21 protein-coding genes and 1 other annotated feature (1 of these 22 only partly in view) are annotated in these 18,690 nt (G+C 31.3%); of the genes, 8 read left to right on the plus strand and 13 right to left on the minus strand.

The window, feature by feature from the left end; translation table 11 throughout:
• Window positions 1-120, plus strand: a binding site (T-box leader) (it extends 125 nt beyond the left edge of the window).
• A gap of 51 nt (window positions 121-171) precedes the next feature.
• The 6 genes from asnS to AB3K27_RS20830 all read left to right on the plus strand — a co-directional run bounded on the left by asnS (window position 172) and on the right by AB3K27_RS20830 (window position 5,172).
• On the plus strand, window positions 172-1,563 hold the full coding sequence (gene asnS / locus AB3K27_RS20805; RefSeq protein WP_368489180.1) for an asparagine--tRNA ligase: 1,392 nt from the start codon (window positions 172-174) through the stop codon (window positions 1,561-1,563).
• 24 nt (window positions 1,564-1,587) lie between these two features.
• Window positions 1,588-1,833, plus strand: a complete 246-nt coding sequence (locus AB3K27_RS20810; protein ID WP_368489181.1) for a TM1266 family iron-only hydrogenase system putative regulator — start codon at window positions 1,588-1,590, stop codon at window positions 1,831-1,833.
• 310 nt (window positions 1,834-2,143) lie between these two features.
• Window positions 2,144-2,623: a dUTP diphosphatase gene (locus AB3K27_RS20815; protein WP_368489182.1), complete on the plus strand. Its 480-nt coding sequence runs from the start codon at window positions 2,144-2,146 to the stop codon at window positions 2,621-2,623.
• 140 nt (window positions 2,624-2,763) lie between these two features.
• Window positions 2,764-3,195 carry a DMT family transporter gene (locus AB3K27_RS20820; protein ID WP_368489183.1) on the plus strand — a complete coding sequence of 144 codons (432 nt, stop codon included), beginning with the start codon at window positions 2,764-2,766 and terminating at the stop codon, window positions 3,193-3,195.
• A gap of 99 nt (window positions 3,196-3,294) precedes the next feature.
• Window positions 3,295-4,494, plus strand: coding sequence for a S8 family serine peptidase (locus tag AB3K27_RS20825; protein WP_368489184.1), 1,200 nt, complete (start codon window positions 3,295-3,297; stop codon window positions 4,492-4,494).
• Window positions 4,495-4,662: 168 nt separating this feature from the next.
• Window positions 4,663-5,172: a ferritin gene (locus tag AB3K27_RS20830; RefSeq protein ID WP_368489185.1), complete on the plus strand. Its 510-nt coding sequence runs from the start codon at window positions 4,663-4,665 to the stop codon at window positions 5,170-5,172.
• Between the two features lie 320 nt (window positions 5,173-5,492).
• On the opposite strand, the gene AB3K27_RS20835 is transcribed toward AB3K27_RS20830, so the two are convergent.
• The 13 genes from AB3K27_RS20835 to AB3K27_RS20895 all read right to left on the minus strand — a co-directional run bounded on the left by AB3K27_RS20835 (window position 5,493) and on the right by AB3K27_RS20895 (window position 16,503).
• Window positions 5,493-6,338, minus strand: coding sequence for an acetyl-CoA carboxylase carboxyltransferase subunit alpha (locus AB3K27_RS20835; RefSeq protein ID WP_368489186.1), 846 nt, complete (start codon window positions 6,336-6,338; stop codon window positions 5,493-5,495).
• 73 nt (window positions 6,339-6,411) lie between these two features.
• A complete protein-coding gene (gene accD / locus AB3K27_RS20840; protein WP_368489187.1) occupies window positions 6,412-7,287 on the minus strand; it encodes an acetyl-CoA carboxylase, carboxyltransferase subunit beta in 876 nt (291 codons plus the stop codon).
• A 122-nt stretch (window positions 7,288-7,409) separates the two neighbouring features.
• Window positions 7,410-8,753: an acetyl-CoA carboxylase biotin carboxylase subunit gene (locus AB3K27_RS20845; RefSeq protein WP_368489188.1), complete on the minus strand. Its 1,344-nt coding sequence runs from the start codon at window positions 8,751-8,753 to the stop codon at window positions 7,410-7,412.
• A gap of 25 nt (window positions 8,754-8,778) precedes the next feature.
• Window positions 8,779-9,231, minus strand: coding sequence for a 3-hydroxyacyl-ACP dehydratase FabZ (fabZ, locus tag AB3K27_RS20850; RefSeq protein WP_368489189.1), 453 nt, complete (start codon window positions 9,229-9,231; stop codon window positions 8,779-8,781).
• Window positions 9,232-9,245: 14 nt separating this feature from the next.
• Window positions 9,246-9,758, minus strand: coding sequence for an acetyl-CoA carboxylase biotin carboxyl carrier protein (gene accB, locus AB3K27_RS20855; RefSeq protein WP_368489190.1), 513 nt, complete (start codon window positions 9,756-9,758; stop codon window positions 9,246-9,248).
• Window position 9,759: 1 nt separating this feature from the next.
• Window positions 9,760-10,998 (minus strand): beta-ketoacyl-ACP synthase II, encoded by a 1,239-nt coding sequence (gene fabF, locus AB3K27_RS20860; protein WP_368489191.1) that lies wholly within the window; start codon window positions 10,996-10,998, stop codon window positions 9,760-9,762.
• Between the two features lie 24 nt (window positions 10,999-11,022).
• On the minus strand, window positions 11,023-11,769 hold the full coding sequence (gene fabG / locus AB3K27_RS20865; protein WP_368489192.1) for a 3-oxoacyl-[acyl-carrier-protein] reductase: 747 nt from the start codon (window positions 11,767-11,769) through the stop codon (window positions 11,023-11,025).
• Window positions 11,770-11,779: 10 nt separating this feature from the next.
• Window positions 11,780-12,718, minus strand: a complete 939-nt coding sequence (fabD, locus tag AB3K27_RS20870) for an ACP S-malonyltransferase (RefSeq protein WP_368489193.1) — start codon at window positions 12,716-12,718, stop codon at window positions 11,780-11,782.
• Between the two features lie 15 nt (window positions 12,719-12,733).
• A complete protein-coding gene (gene fabK / locus AB3K27_RS20875; protein WP_368489194.1) occupies window positions 12,734-13,678 on the minus strand; it encodes an enoyl-[acyl-carrier-protein] reductase FabK in 945 nt (314 codons plus the stop codon).
• A 23-nt stretch (window positions 13,679-13,701) separates the two neighbouring features.
• Window positions 13,702-13,926, minus strand: coding sequence for an acyl carrier protein (locus AB3K27_RS20880; protein WP_368489195.1), 225 nt, complete (start codon window positions 13,924-13,926; stop codon window positions 13,702-13,704).
• Between the two features lie 24 nt (window positions 13,927-13,950).
• Complete coding sequence (locus AB3K27_RS20885; protein WP_368489196.1) at window positions 13,951-14,928, minus strand: beta-ketoacyl-ACP synthase III; 978 nt, start codon at window positions 14,926-14,928, stop codon at window positions 13,951-13,953.
• Window positions 14,921-15,397 carry a MarR family winged helix-turn-helix transcriptional regulator gene (locus AB3K27_RS20890; RefSeq protein ID WP_368489197.1) on the minus strand — a complete coding sequence of 159 codons (477 nt, stop codon included), beginning with the start codon at window positions 15,395-15,397 and terminating at the stop codon, window positions 14,921-14,923. The genes AB3K27_RS20885 and AB3K27_RS20890 overlap by 8 nt, the downstream gene beginning before the upstream one ends.
• A 41-nt stretch (window positions 15,398-15,438) precedes the next feature.
• A complete protein-coding gene (locus AB3K27_RS20895; protein ID WP_368489198.1) occupies window positions 15,439-16,503 on the minus strand; it encodes an NAD(P)H-dependent flavin oxidoreductase in 1,065 nt (354 codons plus the stop codon).
• Window positions 16,504-16,717: 214 nt separating this feature from the next.
• Between AB3K27_RS20895 and AB3K27_RS20900 the strand changes: the two genes are divergently transcribed.
• The gene (locus AB3K27_RS20900; protein WP_368489199.1) at window positions 16,718-17,710 is read left to right on the plus strand and encodes a DnaD domain protein; all 993 of its coding nucleotides are present in this window, start codon (window positions 16,718-16,720) and stop codon (window positions 17,708-17,710) included.
• On the plus strand, window positions 17,703-18,689 hold the full coding sequence (locus tag AB3K27_RS20905) for an ATP-binding protein (protein WP_368489200.1): 987 nt from the start codon (window positions 17,703-17,705) through the stop codon (window positions 18,687-18,689). The genes AB3K27_RS20900 and AB3K27_RS20905 overlap by 8 nt, the downstream gene beginning before the upstream one ends.
• Window position 18,690 lies beyond the last annotated feature (1 nt).

Genomic DNA, 18,690 nt, shown 5'->3' on the forward strand with positions numbered 1-18,690 from the left:
AGGCTTAGAGGTATTCAATGCCTTAAAATTGAAGGATAAAATATTTAGATTTTATCCTAAGAGTTGGTCATGTTTATGACAAATTGGGTGGTACCGCGAACTAAGTCTTTCGTCCCTTTAGGGATGAAAGACTTTTATTAATAACATAATAAATTTACGGAGGAAAATACCATGGAAAAAGCATTAGTAAAATCTCTTTACAGAGAAACTGAAAAATTTATAAATAAAGATATCAACATCTCAGGCTGGATAAGAACTATAAGAGATTCTAAATCCTTTGCTTTTATAGAATTGAACGATGGATCATTTTTTAAGAATGTTCAGATAGTTTTAGATGATAAAATAGAAAATTTTAAAGAAATAATAAGATTACCTATCAGTTCATCATTATCTGTGAAGGGTACTTTAATTTTGACTCCAAATACAAAACAACCTTTCGAAATTAAAGCTAAAAAAATATCTTTAGAAGGAACTTCATCCTCAGACTACCCTCTTCAAAAGAAAAGACATACTCTTGAGTATTTAAGAACCATAGCTCACTTAAGACCAAGAAGTAATACCTTTTCCGCTGTATTTAGAGTTCGTTCCATCGCAGCCTATGCCGTACATAAATTCTTCCAGGAAAAAGATTTTGTATATGTAAATACTCCTATAATCACAGGCAGTGACTGCGAAGGTGCTGGCGAAATGTTTAGAATAACTACAATGGATTTAAATAATATACCTAAAAAAGAAGATAAAACTACAGACTTTTCTAAAGATTTCTTTGGTAAAGAAACAAATCTAACTGTAAGTGGCCAGCTATCTGCTGAAACTATGGCTCTTGCTTTTAGAAACGTATATACCTTTGGTCCTACTTTCAGGGCAGAAGATTCAAATACTTCAAGACATGCAGCTGAATTTTGGATGATAGAACCTGAAATGGCTTTTGCAGAACTGAAAGATTATATGGATATTGCAGAAGAACTTGTAAAATATATAATAAATTATGTACTTGAAAAAGCTCCTGAAGAAATGGCATTTTTCAATTCATTCATTGATAAATCTCTCTTTGACAGATTAAACAACGTAACTAATTCAGAATTTGGAAGAATAACTTACACTGAAGCTGTAGATATTTTACAAAAAAGCGGTGCATCTTTTCAATATCCAGTAGAATGGGGTATTGACCTTCAAACAGAACATGAGCGATATTTAACAGAAAAAGTATTTAAAAAGCCTATATTTGTTACAGACTATCCAAAAGCTATAAAAGCCTTTTATATGAGAGAAAATGAAGACGGAAAAACAGTTGCCGCTGCAGACCTTTTAGTACCAGGGGTAGGAGAAATAGTAGGGGGAAGCCAAAGAGAAGAAAGACTATCTATTCTTGAAAATAGAATAACAGAATTCGGTCTTAATAAAGAAGATTATTGGTGGTACCTGGAACTTAGAAAATATGGTGAAACCAAACACTCTGGTTTTGGATTAGGTTTCGAAAGAATAATTATGTATATAACAGGTATGTCTAATATAAGAGATGTAATTCCATTTCCTAGGACACCAGGTTCCGCCGAATTTTAAAATATTAATTGGAGGAGAAAAGCTTTGGAAAAAAGAATTGCTGTAGTTGGAATAGTTGTGGAAGATCTTGAGAATGCTTCAATTGTAAATAGTATACTTCATTCTTTCTCAGATATTATAGTGGGAAGATTAGGTATTCCCTACAAGGAAAAAAATATTTCAGTTATATCAATAATAGTAGATGGAACTTCTGACGAAATAAGTTCTATGACTGGAAAATTAGGCAGAATAAATGGAGTAACTGTAAAAACAGCTATTACCAAAAAATAACTTTCCTAAAAATACACAATTATCAAATAACATACTTTTATTTAATAAGACTTCTATGATTTCATATAAAATTATAGAAGCCTTACTTTTATATACATATAAGGTATATTTGATCATAGAAAAAACAGTCCTATATTTTTACTACAATTTACAGTAATCGTTATAAATCAATTTATTTTAAAAATTTAAAATAAATTTTTACTGTAACCGGTTGCACATTGTTTTAATATATATCAATTTTAGCTAAAATATTATTAAGTGAAAAAATTTCTTTACAATAATTATATCAATATGGAAAGGCGGTCTGTTTATGGATCTTGTAAAATTATTTGAATTGCAAGAAAACTTAGATGAAAGAACAAAAAAAAATATTCCTATGAAAAAAAAAGATTTACTTTCACAAAAGACTCTTGCACTTCAAGTAAAAATAGCTGAACTGGCTAATGAAACTCAATGTTTCAAATTCTGGACTAATGATGCACCTACCAATAAGGATTTAATTTTAAAAAGTTATGTAGATTGCTTATACTTCATATTGACTTTAGGACTTGAAAAAGGGTTTACAGATATTAAAGTAAACATAAAAGTTAATGAAGATATTATTACATCACAATTTTTAAACATATATATTGATATAAATGATTTTATAGTCTGTTCTTCCAAGGATCACTATATCACTCTATTCGAAGATTTTATAAGTTTAGGGGAAAAATTAGGATTGTCTATAAATGAAATAGAAACTGCTTACTGTTATAATAATTTTCTCCATAAAGAAAAATTCAAATGTTAGGAGACCATTCTCTGTATGTTATTTAATACAGAGAATGGTCTCTTCAACTAATCAATCCATATTTAAAACTTCATATTTATTTAATTTTAATAATATATCATCTTCATGGTTAAACTAACCTTCAGGAAGGTGATATATTTATGCTTGGTATATTATATGCAATAATATCAGGAGTCAGTATGAGTATACAAGGTGTATTCAATACAAGACTCAGTGAAAAAATAGGACTATGGTTAACAAACGCAATAGTACAAGGCATTGGTTTCATAATAACCCTTATAATAGTTTTTATGATTAAGGATAAAAATTTATCAAATTTAAGTTGTTGTAGAAAGCTATATTTTCTAGGAGGAGCCTTAGGGGTGGTTATAATTTTTACTGTGATGCAGGGAATTAAACTTTTAGGGGTAACTCACTGTATTGCTATAATTCTAACAGCACAGCTTATAGCCGCAGCTGTAATTGACTTTTTCGGTTTATTCGATTCTCCCCAAATTAATTTTACCTTAAATAAAATAGTAGGCATTGCAGTAATGATAGTAGGTATTGTTATATTGAAATGGAAAGGATAATTTATATTTTATAATTATATATTAATTATTACACTTAATATCACATATATTATTAAATAACATTATAATATTATTGTAATTAATTTTAAGGTGAAAAATATGTTTTCTATTAAAAACAAATTAGAATCTAATTTAAAAATATCCTTAGATGAGGGACTATATAAAAATTACAGAGTAATAATAAAATGTACTTCCTTACCAGAGGCTATAGAAAAAAAAATAAAAACATATAATGGTACTATAATACATTCTATTTCAATGATAAACTGTATATGTGCCACATTAACTCCTCGTTCTATAAATAGGATAATTGAATTTCCTCAAGTAAGTTTTATAACAAATGATTATTTTGCTTTGCTTTGTGGCGAAAAAGGTGTTCTTGCTTCAAATGGAATAACATTTCAAGGAAGATATAAGCTTACAGGAAAAGATGTATGTATAGGAGTAATAGATTCAGGTACTTACCCACATTCAGATCTTTTAAATCCTAAAAATAAAATAAAAAAGTTTGTAGATTTGGTAGGTAATTATAAATATCCCTATGACGATAACGGTCATGGCACTTTTATAAGTGGAATTATATGCGGAAGTGGTATTCAATCTAAGGGTCTATACAGAGGCATTGCAGAGGGTAGTAGTATTTATTCTGTGAAAGCTTTTAATTCTATTGGGAAAGGTTATATATCTGATATTTTATTTTCACTTCAATTATTAATGCAAGAAAGTATTGATGAAAATATAAAAGTGATTTGTCTACCTTTCGAATTAGAAATAAATGATTATTTTATACTATCCTTATTTGAAAAATTTTTTGAAGAAGCTGTAAAATCAAATATAACTGTTGTAGTTCCCACAGGACATCAAGGCGATTCAGAGGGTAGTATGCGAGGTATAGCTACCTTAAAGAATTGTATAACTGTAGCAGGCATAGACACAACCTCTAAAATTCAAAAACCGTATAAGTACTCTTCTTGTGGCCCTATTAACAAAATAGAAAAACCCAATCTGGCTGCCGCCTCTGTAAACATATGTTCTATAAATGCAAATACAAGTTATATTTCTGAAAGAAATGGAATGAAATTATATCCTAAAGTATTAGAAAAACCCTATACATGCTATAGCGGAACTTCCTGTGCTGCCGCTTATATAAGTGGTGTCTGTTCTCTTATGTATGAAAATAATCCCGAACTTACATTTAAAGATTTAACCTCCCTTTTAAAAGTATGCTGTAATTCTTTAGATATGACAAAATATTGTCAGGGTTCTGGTATGCTGGATCTTGAGAAATTATTGCCATAAACAAACCTAAAATTTACAAACTATTTAAACCTTAGTTAAAGTATGCTATTATGAATATATACTTTAATTTAATAACTATTAAAAATTAAAATTTATAAGGAGGTGTAAACTGTTATTTTAAAACAATTATAAAAAACAGTTTTTATAAGTTTTAATAACGGTGTTGCTATGATAAGCGAAAGATTAACAAATTTTATAAACGATCAAATAAATTTTGAGTACTACTCTGCTAATATTTACTTAGCTATGCAAGCATATTTTGCAGGACAAAATCTAAACGGCTTTACAAATTTTTTTAAAGTTCAAATAGAAGAAGAAAATTTTCATGCTACAAAACTTTTCAATTATTTAAATCAAGTAGGCGCCAGGGTTATTATAAAAGGTTTCCCAGATCCTGAAAATAATTATGAATCACCTCTGGCAGCCTTCGAAGCAGCTTTAGCCCACGAACAAAAAGTTACACAAAGATTTAATAATTTAATGGAAATAGCCAGAGAAGATAAAGATTATGCTTCAATAGGTTTTCTTCAATGGTTTATAGATGAGCAAGTTGAAGAAGAAGATACTTTTAATAATGCTATACAGGCATTAAAAAGAATAGGTGATAATCCTGCCGCACTTTACTTATACGACCAGGAACTGGCAAATAGAACTTTTACTCCACCAACTACTGTATAATCCATCAAGTGATTTTAAGGTTCAGGTGGAGTTTGCTTATGAGAAATGCTTATCCCATCTGAACCTTATTAACAGTATTCTTAGTGTCTTTAGCACTTAGAATACGTTATCCTTTAGGGGAAGAACTTATCTAGGCGCGTATCAGTGCTTATCTCCAACTTTGGATAAAATGGTAGCATTAGGATAAAAATTCACATAAATAAAAATAACTACACAAAGGAATAGTTTAGTCTATTCTTTGTAGTTATTTTTATTATTAGACTCTTCACTTAAAATATATATTCTTTTGCATATACTTAACACCTAAAATTAAAAATATCTTATTCTATAAATTCACCCATATCTCTAAACTTATTATATCTATGTTGAAGCAACTCATCTATAGAACACTTTTTAAGTATATCTAATTTTTTTACAAGCTCTTCTTTTATAGTTTTAACCATTGTATCTACATCTTTTTGTGCTCCCCCTGAAGGTTCTTTTAGTACTTTATCTATTATACCATATTTTATTAAATCCTGAGCTGTAATCTTCATAACCTCTGCAGCTTCTTTGGATTTAGATGCATCCTTCCAGAGTATACCTGCGAATCCTTCCGGAGATAAAATAGAATATATTGAATTTTCAAGCATCCACACTGAATCTGCAACAGCAAAAGCAAGCGCTCCTCCACTTCCTCCTTCTCCAATTACTATAGATATTATAGGTACCTTTAATTTAAACATATCCATTAAATTTCTAGCTATGGCCTCACCCTGTCCCCTTTCTTCTGCTTCTACACCGCAAAAAGCTCCTGGGGTATCTACAAAACATATAATAGGTCTATAAAATTTATCAGCCTGTTTCATAAGTCTTAAACTTTTTCTATATCCCTCGGGTTCCGGCATGCCAAAATTTCTTTTTATATTTTCATTGGTATTATTACCTTTTTGTTGACCTATTACAGTTACAGGCTCTCCTTCTAATAATGCAATTCCTCCTACTACAGAAGGATCATCTCCAAAATATCTATCTCCATGAAATTCTATAAAAGAATCAAATATCTTACATATATAATCTAAAGAAGTAGGTCTCTCAATCATTCTCGCCAGAGTTACCCTGTTCCAGGCATTTTTTCCTTCAAGTTTTTTATTGAGAGCTTTTTGCACCTTTCCTAACTTTTCCATACAAAACTTCCTTTCATCTAAAAAACTTATAATAAAATAAAAATAGTACCTATTTATAAACAATTTTTTAATGCTAGCTATTTCTACTATGAATAACTAATATTTTTCTCAAAGTTTCTTTTAAATTTTCTCTGGAGACTATATTATCAATAAATCCATGTTGTAGTAGAAATTCTGCTCTTTGGAACCCCTCAGGAAGTTTTTGCCTTATAGTCTGTTCTATTACTCTTTTTCCTGCAAATCCTACAAGAGCACCAGGTTCCGCTAAAATTATATCTCCAAGCATGGCAAAACTAGCTGTTACCCCCCCTGTTGTAGGGTCTGTAAGTACCGATACATATAAAAGTCCTTCCTCATTCAGTTTATTGATCGCGCCGCTTACTTTTGCCATTTGCATTAGTGAAAAAATTCCTTCCTGCATTCTTGCTCCCCCAGAAGTTGTAAAAATAATTAGCGGTAATTTTAATTCTATAGCTTTTTCTACTGCTCTGGTAATTTTCTCCCCTACCACAGAACCCATACTTCCCATCATAAAATTACTATCCATAATACATATTATAGCCGGTTCTTGTCCTATAGTACCTTTGCCTGTTATTACAGCTTCTTTTATACCGGTTTTCTTTTGAATATTTTTAATTTTATCTTTATACCCTTTAAATTCTATTGGATCAGCAGTAATCATATCCTTATCAAATTCATAAAAACTTTCTTTATCCAAGATAAGATCTACTCGTTCTAATGCACTCATTCTAAAATGGTAACCACAGTAATAACATACCTTATTATTTTTCTCCATATCATTCTTATATAATACCTTACCACAGCCATCACACTTTACCCACATACCATTTGGTATACTGGGCTTCTTACTAAGATCATCATGAATATCCTTTAAAGCTCGTTGACTAACTGTAATATACTTAGTTTTTTTAAAGAATTTATTTAACAAGCTCCCTATCACCTCTTTTATAAAATCACCAGTTAATTAAATTACCATTTAATTTATTATATAGTAAAACATTGAAAAAATAAACTCTACTTAATATGCGCTCACTGCTCTTAAATTCTTTATTAATATTTAAAATTCTTCTCTATAAATGTTGTGTCGTAGGTTCCCTTTATAAATTCATCACTACTTATTAGTTCAAATTGAAAATCTATATTTGTATTTACTCCTTCTATAATAAATTCACCTAAAGCCCTTCTCATCCTGTATATAGCTTCCTCTCTATCCTTACCATATACAATAAGCTTTGCTATCATGGAATCATAATAGGGTGGAATATTATATCCTGAATACACTGCACTATCTACTCTAACATTAGGTCCTCCAGGAACATATAGTTCAGTTATTTTCCCAGGGGAAGGCATAAAACCTTTTTCCACATTTTCTGCATTTATCCTACACTCTATGGAATGCCCATTTATTTTTATATCTTCTTGTGAAAAACTTAACTTCTCTCCTGCTGCAATTTTTATCTGTTCTTTTACAAGGTCTATACCTGTTATCATTTCAGTTATAGGGTGCTCTACTTGTATACGGGTATTCATTTCCATAAAATAATATTCCCCATTTCTATCTAAAAGAAATTCAACAGTTCCAGCATTATTGTAATTTACAGCTTTAGCTGCTCTTATAGCCATTTCACCCATAGACATTCTAAGCTCCTCCGTTATGACTTTTCCAGGAGCCTCCTCTAAAAGTTTCTGATTTCTTCTTTGCATGGAACAATCTCTTTCTCCTAAATAAACTATGTTTCCAAAATTATCTCCAAGTATCTGAACCTCAATATGCTTTGGATTTTCTATAAATCTTTCAAGATATATGGTATCATCTCCGAAAGCTACTTTTGCTTCAGCTTTAGCATTTTCATAATTTTTTATAAGTTCATCTTCTTTATGCACAATTCTTATGCCTCGTCCTCCACCTCCAGCGGAGGCTTTTATCATAACAGGATACCCTATATCCTTAGCCACTTCTAAAAGTTCATCACTTGAATCTATGGCCTTTCCTGAACCCGGTATTATAGAAACTTTTGCTTTACTCATTATATTTCTAGCATTGGATTTATTACCCATATTTTCAATGCACTCTGCAGTAGGTCCTATGAAAATAATATTGCATTCTTCGCATATTCTGGCAAATTTACTATTTTCAGATAAGAAACCAAATCCAGGATGAATAGCCTCTGCACCAGATAAAACTGTAGCACTTATTATATTTTGTATATTTAAATAGCTTTCTCTTGGTGCAGCAGGACCAATACAAATGGCTTCATCTGCCATTTGTGTATGAAGAGCATCTTTATCTGCTTCTGAATATACTGCTACAGTCTCTATACCCATTTCTCTACAGGTTCTAATTATTCTAACTGCTATTTCTCCTCTATTTGCAATCAAAATTTTATTAAACACTTCTAAAACTCAACTCCCTGACAATTTAATTTTTGTCCCCTATCATAAACATCAATTCTCCTTCTGCAGCCTTTTTTTCTCCTACATAAGCTATTGCCTTTCCTATTCCTGCAGGACCTTTAATTCTTACTATTTCTACTTCCAATTTCAAAGTATCTCCAGGTACTACATTTTTTCTAAACTTTGCTTTATTTATACCACCAAAAAAAGCTATCTTACCTTTAAATTCTTCTTTGCTTAAAATAGCTACAGCCCCTGCTTGAGCTAGTGCCTCTATTATAAGCACCCCTGGCATTACAGGCATTTCTGGAAAGTGTCCCTGAAAAAAATACTCATTTGCGGTAACATTTTTATAAGCTATAACTTTTTTTCCCGGCTCCATATAACTTACCCTGTCTATTAATAAAAAGGGATATCTATGAGGAATAATATTTTTTATATCCTGTACTCCAAAATCCACTTTGAATTGTTCTTCCATATGTGCTCCTCCTTTTAATTACTAGTTTTTATCTTAAAAATAAGCTGTCCATACTCTACCATCTGCTCATTTTTAGCTAAGATTTCCACTACTTCTCCCTCTACTTCACTCTGAATTTCATTCATAAGCTTCATAGCTTCTATTATACAAAGAACATCTCCCTTTTTTACTTTAGATCCTATATTTACAAAGGGAGGTTTGTCAGGACTAGGTGAACTATAAAAGGTGCCTACTATAGGTGCTGCTATTTCTTTTATAGAATCGTCTTTTTCAGTAGCTAGTTCGCTCTTTGTAATCTCTAATTCATCTATTTTTTCTTCTCTTGTTTTTATTATTTTATCTTCATAATTTTGTGAAATAGTATTTAGTTTTTCCTTATTCTCTCCCAAAATATTTATATTTTTTATGTTGCCTTCTTCCCCTTGTTTTTTCATTATTATGGATATTCCCTCCCAATTAATTTCTAAATATCCCAGTTGTGAATTATCCATAGTCTTTATAATATTTTCAATTGCCTTAACGTCCATATTATTCACTCCACTTTTTTAATAAAATTACTGCATTATGGCCTCCAAATCCAAATGAATTAGACATTGCATACTTAACTTCTGCAGCTCTTCCTTCATTTGGAACATAATCAAGATCACATTCCTCATCCACCTCTCTATAGCCTATGGTAGGTGGAATGTAATTATTTTGAACAGACTTAACACATATTATAGCCTCTATAGCCCCTGCCGCCCCTAAAAGATGTCCTGTCATAGACTTAGTTGAACTTACCGGTATACCTTTGGCTTTATCTCCAAAGGTTAATTTTATAGCTTTAGTTTCTGATTTATCGTTAGTTGGGGTACCTGTACCATGGGCATTTATGTAGGAAACTTCACCTCTATCAATTCCTGCTTCCTCTATTGCAATTTTCATAGCTCTTGCAGGGCCTTCTCCCTCAGGATCTACTGCCGTTATATGATAGGCATCACAAGTTGAACCATACCCTACTACCTCAGCATATATATTTGCATTTCTTTTCTTTGCATGTTCCAGTGATTCAAGTATGACAATTCCTGCCCCTTCTCCCATAACAAATCCTCCTCTTTCTTTATCAAAGGGGATAGATGCTCTTTTTGGATCATCACTTCTACTAAGTGCCGTAAGGGATATAAAACCTGCTATGGAAAGAGGTGTTATAGATGCCTCTGCACCTCCTGCAATCATCACATCCGCCCTGCCATCTTCAATCATTTTGTAAGCTTCACCAATTGCATTTGTACCTGTAGCACAGGCTGTAACAACTGTAGTACATACTCCTTTGGCTCCAAACTTTATAGCTATATTGCCTGCTGCCATATTGCCTATAATCATAGGTATAAATATCGGACGAACTCTGCCAGGACCTTTTTCTCTAAGAGTATCATGTTCTTTTTCTATAGTACCTATCCCTCCTATTCCAGACCCTACCAAAACTCCAAACCTATATTTATCTACGGTATCAAGATCAAGTCCTGAATCCTCTAATGCTTCCAGAGCTGATACCATGGCAAACTGTGAAAATTTATCCAGTCTTCTAACTTCTTTTTTGTCAAGAACTTTTCCAGGATCAAAGTCTTTCACTTCTGCTGCCAACTTTGATTTAAAATTTTTTGTATCAAATGACTTAATAAAATCTATTCCACAAACACCATTTTTTATATTATTCCAAAAAGTATTTACATCGTTTCCTACGGGCGTAACTGCCCCAAGTCCTGTAATCACAACTCTTTTTTTCATACATTTCACCTAACCTTTAAAAGTTTACATTACCATTCCGCCATCTATATTTATTATTTGTCCTGTTAAATAATCTGCACTTGAAGAAGCTAAAAAGGCTACTACATTTGCTACATCATCAGCTGTTCCAAATCTTTTTAATGGTATGCTATTTAATGTGTTTTCCTTCACTTTTTCCGATAGACTTTCTGTCATATCCGTCCTTATAAATCCTGGTGCCACAGCATTTACATTTATTCCCCTTGAAGCCAATTCTCTGGCTGTAGATTTGGTGACTCCTATTATTCCTGCCTTTGCTGCAGAATAGTTTACCTGTCCTGCATTACCTGTTATACCTACCACCGAAGATATATTTATTATTTTTCCACTTCGCTGTTTTACCATTATTGGACTTACATGTCTTATACAATTAAATGTTCCTTTTAAATTTATCTTTATAACCTGATCAAAATCTTCTTCTTTCATTCTAAGTATTAATCCATCCTTAGTTATTCCAGCATTATTTACCAATACATCTATTCTTCCAAAGGCATTAACTGCCTCTTTCATAATATTTTTCGCATCTTCAAATATACTTACATCCCCTTGAATAGCAATAGCTTTACTTCCTCTTTGTTCAACTTCCTCTATTAATCCTTCTATAAGATTTGAACTACTCCTGTAGTTAACTACTATATCAAACCCCTCTTCTGCTAATTTAAGCGTAATAGCCTTTCCAATGCCCTTGGCGCCTCCTGTGATTAAAGCTACTTTTTTATTTAAATTATCCATTTCACCTCTCCTATCTATTCTTTAATTTTTCCACAGTACTGTTTAAGGATTTAATGTCTTGAACATTCAACGTAAGAACCTTTCTATTTACTTTTTTTACAAATCCACTTAATACTCTTCCAGGACCTATTTCTACAAAAGTATCCACTCCGAATTCCATCATGGTATTTATACTTTTTTCAAAAAGTACTGTACTCATGACCTGTTTTTTCAGATAAGGTTTTATATCTTGAACTTTTTGGACTATTTCTCCAGTTACATTTGTTACAACTGGAATAGAACACTGACCCATATATACATTTTTTAGTTCTTTTTCTAATTTTTCTGCAGCAGTTTTCAACATAGATGTATGAAAAGGTCCACTAACAGTAAGTTCTACTACCTTAAGTGCTCCATTATCCTTAGCTATGCTGCAGGCAGCTTTCACTGCTTCTATTTCTCCTCCAATTACAACTTGACCTGGACAATTAATGTTTGAAAGTTCTACTGTTCCTAAATAGCTGCAGTCATTACATATTTTTTCCACATCTGAATAATTTAATCCCATAATAGCAGCCATAGTACCCATACCTTCTGGAACTGCCTCTTGCATATATTTCCCTCTTTTTTTCACTAAAGCCACAGCTTCCTTGAATCCAATAATACCACTGCATACAAGAGCTGAATATTCTCCCAGACTCAGCCCAGCAGTGATATCAGCCTTAATATCAAAACTTTCTAAGGCTCTTAAAGCCGCTATACTGGTTGTTAAAATTGCAGGTTGAGTATTTTCAGTTCTATTTAAATCTTCTTCAGGACCTTCAAAACATATATTACTTATGGAAAACCCTAATGTATCATCTGCATCTTGAAATATCTTTTTACATACATCCATATTTTTAAAGAGATCTATTCCCATACCTAAATATTGTGCTCCCTGACCCGAAAATAAAAATGCTATTTTACCCATGCTTACCTCCAAATATTATTTTTGAAACATATTATTTATTTTTTCTACACTAAGTTGAAATTCCTTAAATATCTCTTCTATTATCTCACTACAACTTTGTTCTTTATTTACAAGTCCTGCTATCTGTCCCGCCATAACAGAGCCATTTTCTACGTCACCTTCTACTACAGCCTTTGCAAGAGCTCCTTTTCCCAATTCTTCATATTCTTCAAGAGATGCTCCCTGTTTTTCCAGCAATTGAAACTTTCTTGTAAGTTTATTTCTTAAAACACGAACAGGGTGTCCTGTAGCTCTTCCTGTAACTTGAGTATCTATATCTTTTGATTGTAATACCTTGTTCTTATAAGCTTGTGGCACTGTACATTCCTTTGCAACTAAAAATCTGGTTCCAAGTTGTATTCCATCTGCTCCCAACATAAAGGCTGCCGCTGCCCCTCTTCCATCACCTATGCCTCCAGCTGCAATTACAGGAATATTTATAGCATCTACTACCTGTGGAACTAATGCCATAGTTGTGAGTTCACCTATATGTCCTCCCGCCTCACAACCTTCTGCAATAACAGCATCTACTCCTGCTCTCTCCATTCTTTTAGATAATGCTACAGATGCCACCACAGGTATAACTTTTATATTATACTTTTTCCACATATCTATGTATTTTCCAGGATTCCCCGCACCTGTAGTAACAACTTTTACATTTTCGTCACATACCATTTTAGCTACAGCCTCAGCAGTTTCTGACAATAACATTATGTTCACACCAAAAGGTTTATCTGTAAGCTCCTTAGCCTTATGTATCTCATTTCTTACCCACTCAAGAGGTGCATTACCTGTAATTATTCCAACACCTCCTGCATTAGATACCGCTGCTGCTAAAGAACTATCTGCAATCCGGGCCATTCCTCCCTGGATAATTGGATATTTTATTCCCATCATATTGGAAAACACAGAATTAATCATAAACTGAACCTCCTATTTTTATATTAATTTTTAATTTTTTCCTCTACAATTTTTATTGCATCCTGAACAGTTTTTATTGATTCAGCATCTTCTATTTGAATCTCAAATTCTTCTTCTATTTCAATTATTATTTGAAATAATTCCAGTGAATCTATTTTGAGTTCTTCAAAAGAAGTATTCACAATTATATTCTTCTCATCTAAGTCAAGCTGTTCTGCTATAATTTTTCTTATCTTATTAAAAATCATTTTTATCCTCCGAAATATTACTTACTAGATTACATTAATCAATAATCCGCCATAAGTTAATCCTCCCCCAAAACCTATAATAAGAACTTTGTCTCCCTTTTTTACTAAATTCTTTTTATATACTTCATCTAAAGCTATTCCTACACTGGCCGCAGATGTATTCCCATATAAATCCAAATTAATATAAAATTTACTCATATTTGTTTTCAATATTTTAGCAGCACATTCTATTATTCTATAATTTGCTTGATGAGGAATTATGTACTTAATTTCTTCTAAAGTACAATTTCCCTGCTTAAGTAAAATTTTTACAGTTTTCGCTAAAATCTTTACTGCAAATTTAAATATTCCCTTTCCATCCATTTCCACTACACTTTTATGAAAATCCGGTACAACATCTACATAAGGATTATTTACCGGTATTGCAGGGCATGTGAGAGCATCTCCTTTAAATCCATCTGAACCTGTATATATAGAAAGTATACTCTCTTGACCACCTCTTTGCAAAATAGCAGCAGCAGCCCCATCCCCAAATAAAATACAGGTACTTCTATCTTGCCAGTTAAGTATTTTAGAAAGAGTTTCAGCTCCTATTACAAGAGCTATTTTAAATCTTCCTGAACGTATAAATTGTGTTCCAATATCCAATCCATATATAAATCCGGAACAAGCTGCAGATATATCAAAACAAGTAGCATTAATAGCTTTAATATTCTTTTGTACTATACAGGCTGTAGAAGGTATAAAATTATCTGGTGTAGCCGTTGCAAGTACTATAAGATCAATATCTTCCACTTTTATATTTGCACTTTTTATAGCATTTACAGCTGCTTTTGTCGCCATATCTGAAGTGTTTTCTCCCAGTGATATTCTCCTTTGTCTTATTCCAGTTCTACATCTTATCCATTCATCATTGGTATCTACTATTAAAGACAAGTCATTATTATCTAAAATCTTAGGTGGAACATAACTTCCTACACCTGAAATTTTTACTTTATTCATTATTATTCTCCTTTAGTTTAATTTTAAGATTATACTTTGATTTAAAGAAATTATTAAGTTTTTCTAATGATTTAATTAAGATCCTCTCATCTTCTTCTGTAAATCCTCTTATAGTTTCTTTAACCATGTCAGAATGAAACTTATGATGTACTCTAAAGGCAAGTTTCCCCTTTTTAGTTAACTGTATATATACAATTCTTCTATCTTCCTGACTGCGCCTTCTGAGGGCATATTCCTTCTTCACTAGTTGATCTACAGCTTTAGTTAAGGTACCTAGTGTTATGTCTAACTGACAGGCAACTTCAGTCATTTTTCTGGGCTTATACATACCTATGGCTTCTATGGTATGTATTTCTGTAATAGATAAATCATCAAATGCTGTATATTGAAGAGCCCTTTGTTCTATTTCTAAAATATCGTTAAAAATGTCTACCATTAATTCATTTATAACATTTATACCCTTGCTCACTAAATCACCACTTTAAATAAATAATCTATTTTAACATATATTCAGCATCTTTTTGCTTCTTCTATAAGCTGCTTTATAAGTTCCTTAACCTTTACAATTTTATTTACTCTATACCCATTACTTCCTATAAATACAAGTCCATCCTCAACATTTCCTTTAACTGAATTGATTAAAGCTTTAGATATGCAGTAGGGTGTTTTGGCAGGATTACACTTTTTTAAGCAATTATAACATTTATCAGAAGTAATTACATCAGTAACTTCCGTTTGCTTTATGAATTTATTTCTTATAGCCCTTCCTGGAAGTCCTACAGGGCTTTTTATTATACCTATATCTTCTTTTTTTACATTTATATAGGCATTTTTGAAGTTTATATGTGCATCACATTCTTCAGTAGCTACAAAACGTGTTCCCATCTGAACCCCACTTGCTCCTAGTTTTAAAAATTTTACAATATCACATCCTGTATATATACCACCAGCAGCTATAACTGGAATATTATCTCCATTCTCAAAAGTTCTTACAACCTTAATAACTTCTACCACTATATCCTCCAGTGACTCTTTACCTTCTTGAAGCTGTTTTAAATGAAATCCAAGATGTCCACCTGCTTCAGGACCTTCTACCACAAGTGCATCTGGCATTTTGGAATATTTTTTAAGCCAATTTCTAATTATAATAGATGCGGCTTTCCCAGAAGAAACTATAGGAGCTATCTTTATAGAACTTCCCTCAACTAGCTTAGGTAAATTAAGCGGTAGACCAGCCCCAGATATTATTATATCTGCCTTCTCTTCCACAGAGGCTTTTACCATTTCATCATACTCACTTATGGCTACCATTATATTTACTCCAATTATGCCTCTTGGACTTAACTCCCTGGCTTTTCTTATTTCTTTTCTTAGAGCTCTAATATTTGCTTCCTTATGATTAGTTTCAAAATCTGATTCTCTATAGCCTATTTGAACTGTAGAGATCACACCCACGCCACCTTCATTTGCTACTGCCTGTGCTAAACTATATCCGGAAATCCCCACGCCCATCCCACCTTGAATAATAGGTATATTAGCCTTTAAATCTCCTATAATCAATGAAGGTAATTTCATCTAACTCTCTCCTTTTTAAATTTTTGATTATCAAATATTTTGATAATCAAAGTATATATTAAAAACTTTTAACTGTCCAGCACCTTAAAATTCCCTAACAATCTATCATGATTATCGACCTTTTACCCTATTATACTTTTTGTATTTAGTCTGATATAATAATTTAGTAATACATCTTTTAAAACCCTATTTAATAAAGGCAGGTAATTAGAATATGAGTACATTTATGTTTAAAACAAAAGAAAGCAACTATACTCCTGTAAGTAATATATTCATAGATAAATATATGACTAAAGCCCGTGGAGAATTTGTAAAAGTATATCTTCTTGGATTAAAGTATTGCAAGTCAGGAGAGTTAGGAGTGAACTCTCAAATAATAGCGAATACTCTACATCTTTTGGAAACAGATGTATTAAATGCATGGAATTATTGGAATGAGGAAAATGTAATAAAAATGCTTCCAATTGATGATATGGGAAATTACAATATAGAATTTTTAGACTTATCTGATTGTGATACAGAAACTGAAAAAGAGGTCAATATAAATTTACTGGAAGAACTAAATAATCACTCTGTGAAAGATATGTTAGAAGATATAGAAAAATCCATAGGGAGACCACTATCATCAAAAGAAATGACAATGTACATAAGCTGGCTGAATGATTTAAATTTTTCTCCAGAAATAATACTCTTATTAGTGCAATATTGTACTTTAAAAGGCAAAACTAATATAAGGTACATAGAAAAAACTGCTCTATCCTGGTTTGATGCCAAAATAAAGGATATAGATGACGCCCAAGCTTTTATAAAAAAACATGAGGATAAATGGACTAAAATAAGAAAAATTTTAAATTACCTTGGCATAAAAGATGGAGAAATAATGAAACCCCAAGAAGAATTGCTTTCTAAATGGATAGAAAATTATAACTTTTCTATAGACATTATATATAAAGCTTGTGACATATGCTTTCAAAGAATAAATAAAGCAGACTTTAAATATATTGATGGCATACTTACAAGCTGGTATAAGGATAACATTAAGACTACTAAAGACATAAGAAAAAAAGACATGAAAAAAAATGTATCTACTAATCATAAAAATTTAAAAAATAACTCCAATCAAGGATCTTTTAATAATTTTAAACAAAGAAACTATGACTTTAAAGATTTAGAAAAAAAATTACTAGGATGGGATAGGAATGATTAAAAGCTATCACTCAAATATAACAAAAATTTATGAAAATATAAGACAAAAAAATGAACAAACTTTAAACTTAAGAAAAGAAGAGATCAGAAAAACTGTTCCTGAAGTACTAGATATTGAAAATCAGATAGGAAAACTTTGTATAAAATTATCAATAAATATATTAAATAATGTAAAATACAAAGACAAATATTTAAGGGAGCTTAAAGAAAAAATTAGAAATCTAAGGAGAAAAAAAGCTGAACTTATGTTAGCCAATAATTACCCTGTAAATTATCTAGACATGATTTACAAATGCAGCAAATGTAAAGATACTGGATTCATAGGTACTAAAAAATGTCTATGCTATAAGCAAAAATTAATCAAATTATATTACAACAATTCTGATTTGATGAATATACTAAGTAAAAATAATTTCGATAATTTTAATTTTCGATTATATTCCCCTTTAAAAAATGAAGGAGAACCAACCAGCCCTAGAAAAAATATAGAAAAAATAGCTTCTACATCATGGAAATACATAGAAAATTTTTCTTCTTCTAAAGAAAATTTATTATTTTACGGAAATCCAGGAACTGGAAAAACTTTTTTATCAAATTGCATAGCAAAAGAACTATTGGACAGAGGATTTTTAGTGGTCTATAGAACTTCTGAAGCTTTAATTCAAGATTTAAAAAGCATACGATTTAAAGAAAATAATAAATTAGAAGATCTTATAATAAATTGCGATCTATTAATAATAGACGATTTAGGTTCAGAACAGATAACAGATTTTTCCAAGACAGAATTGTTCAATCTTATAAATAGAAAATTACTAAAACAAAATAAAATGCTTATATCTACTAATTGTGATTTGGAAGAACTTTTAAAGTGTTATTCAGAAAGAATTTCCTCTAGATTATTAGGTGAGTTTAAACTATTTAAATTCTTCGGAGAAGACATAAGAATCCGAAAAAATATAAAAAGCAAAAATTTAAAATAAA

Origin of the sequence: Clostridium sp. BJN0013, from assembly GCF_040939125.1 — a bacterium.
Lineage (GTDB): Bacteria > Bacillota > Clostridia > Clostridiales > Clostridiaceae > Clostridium_B.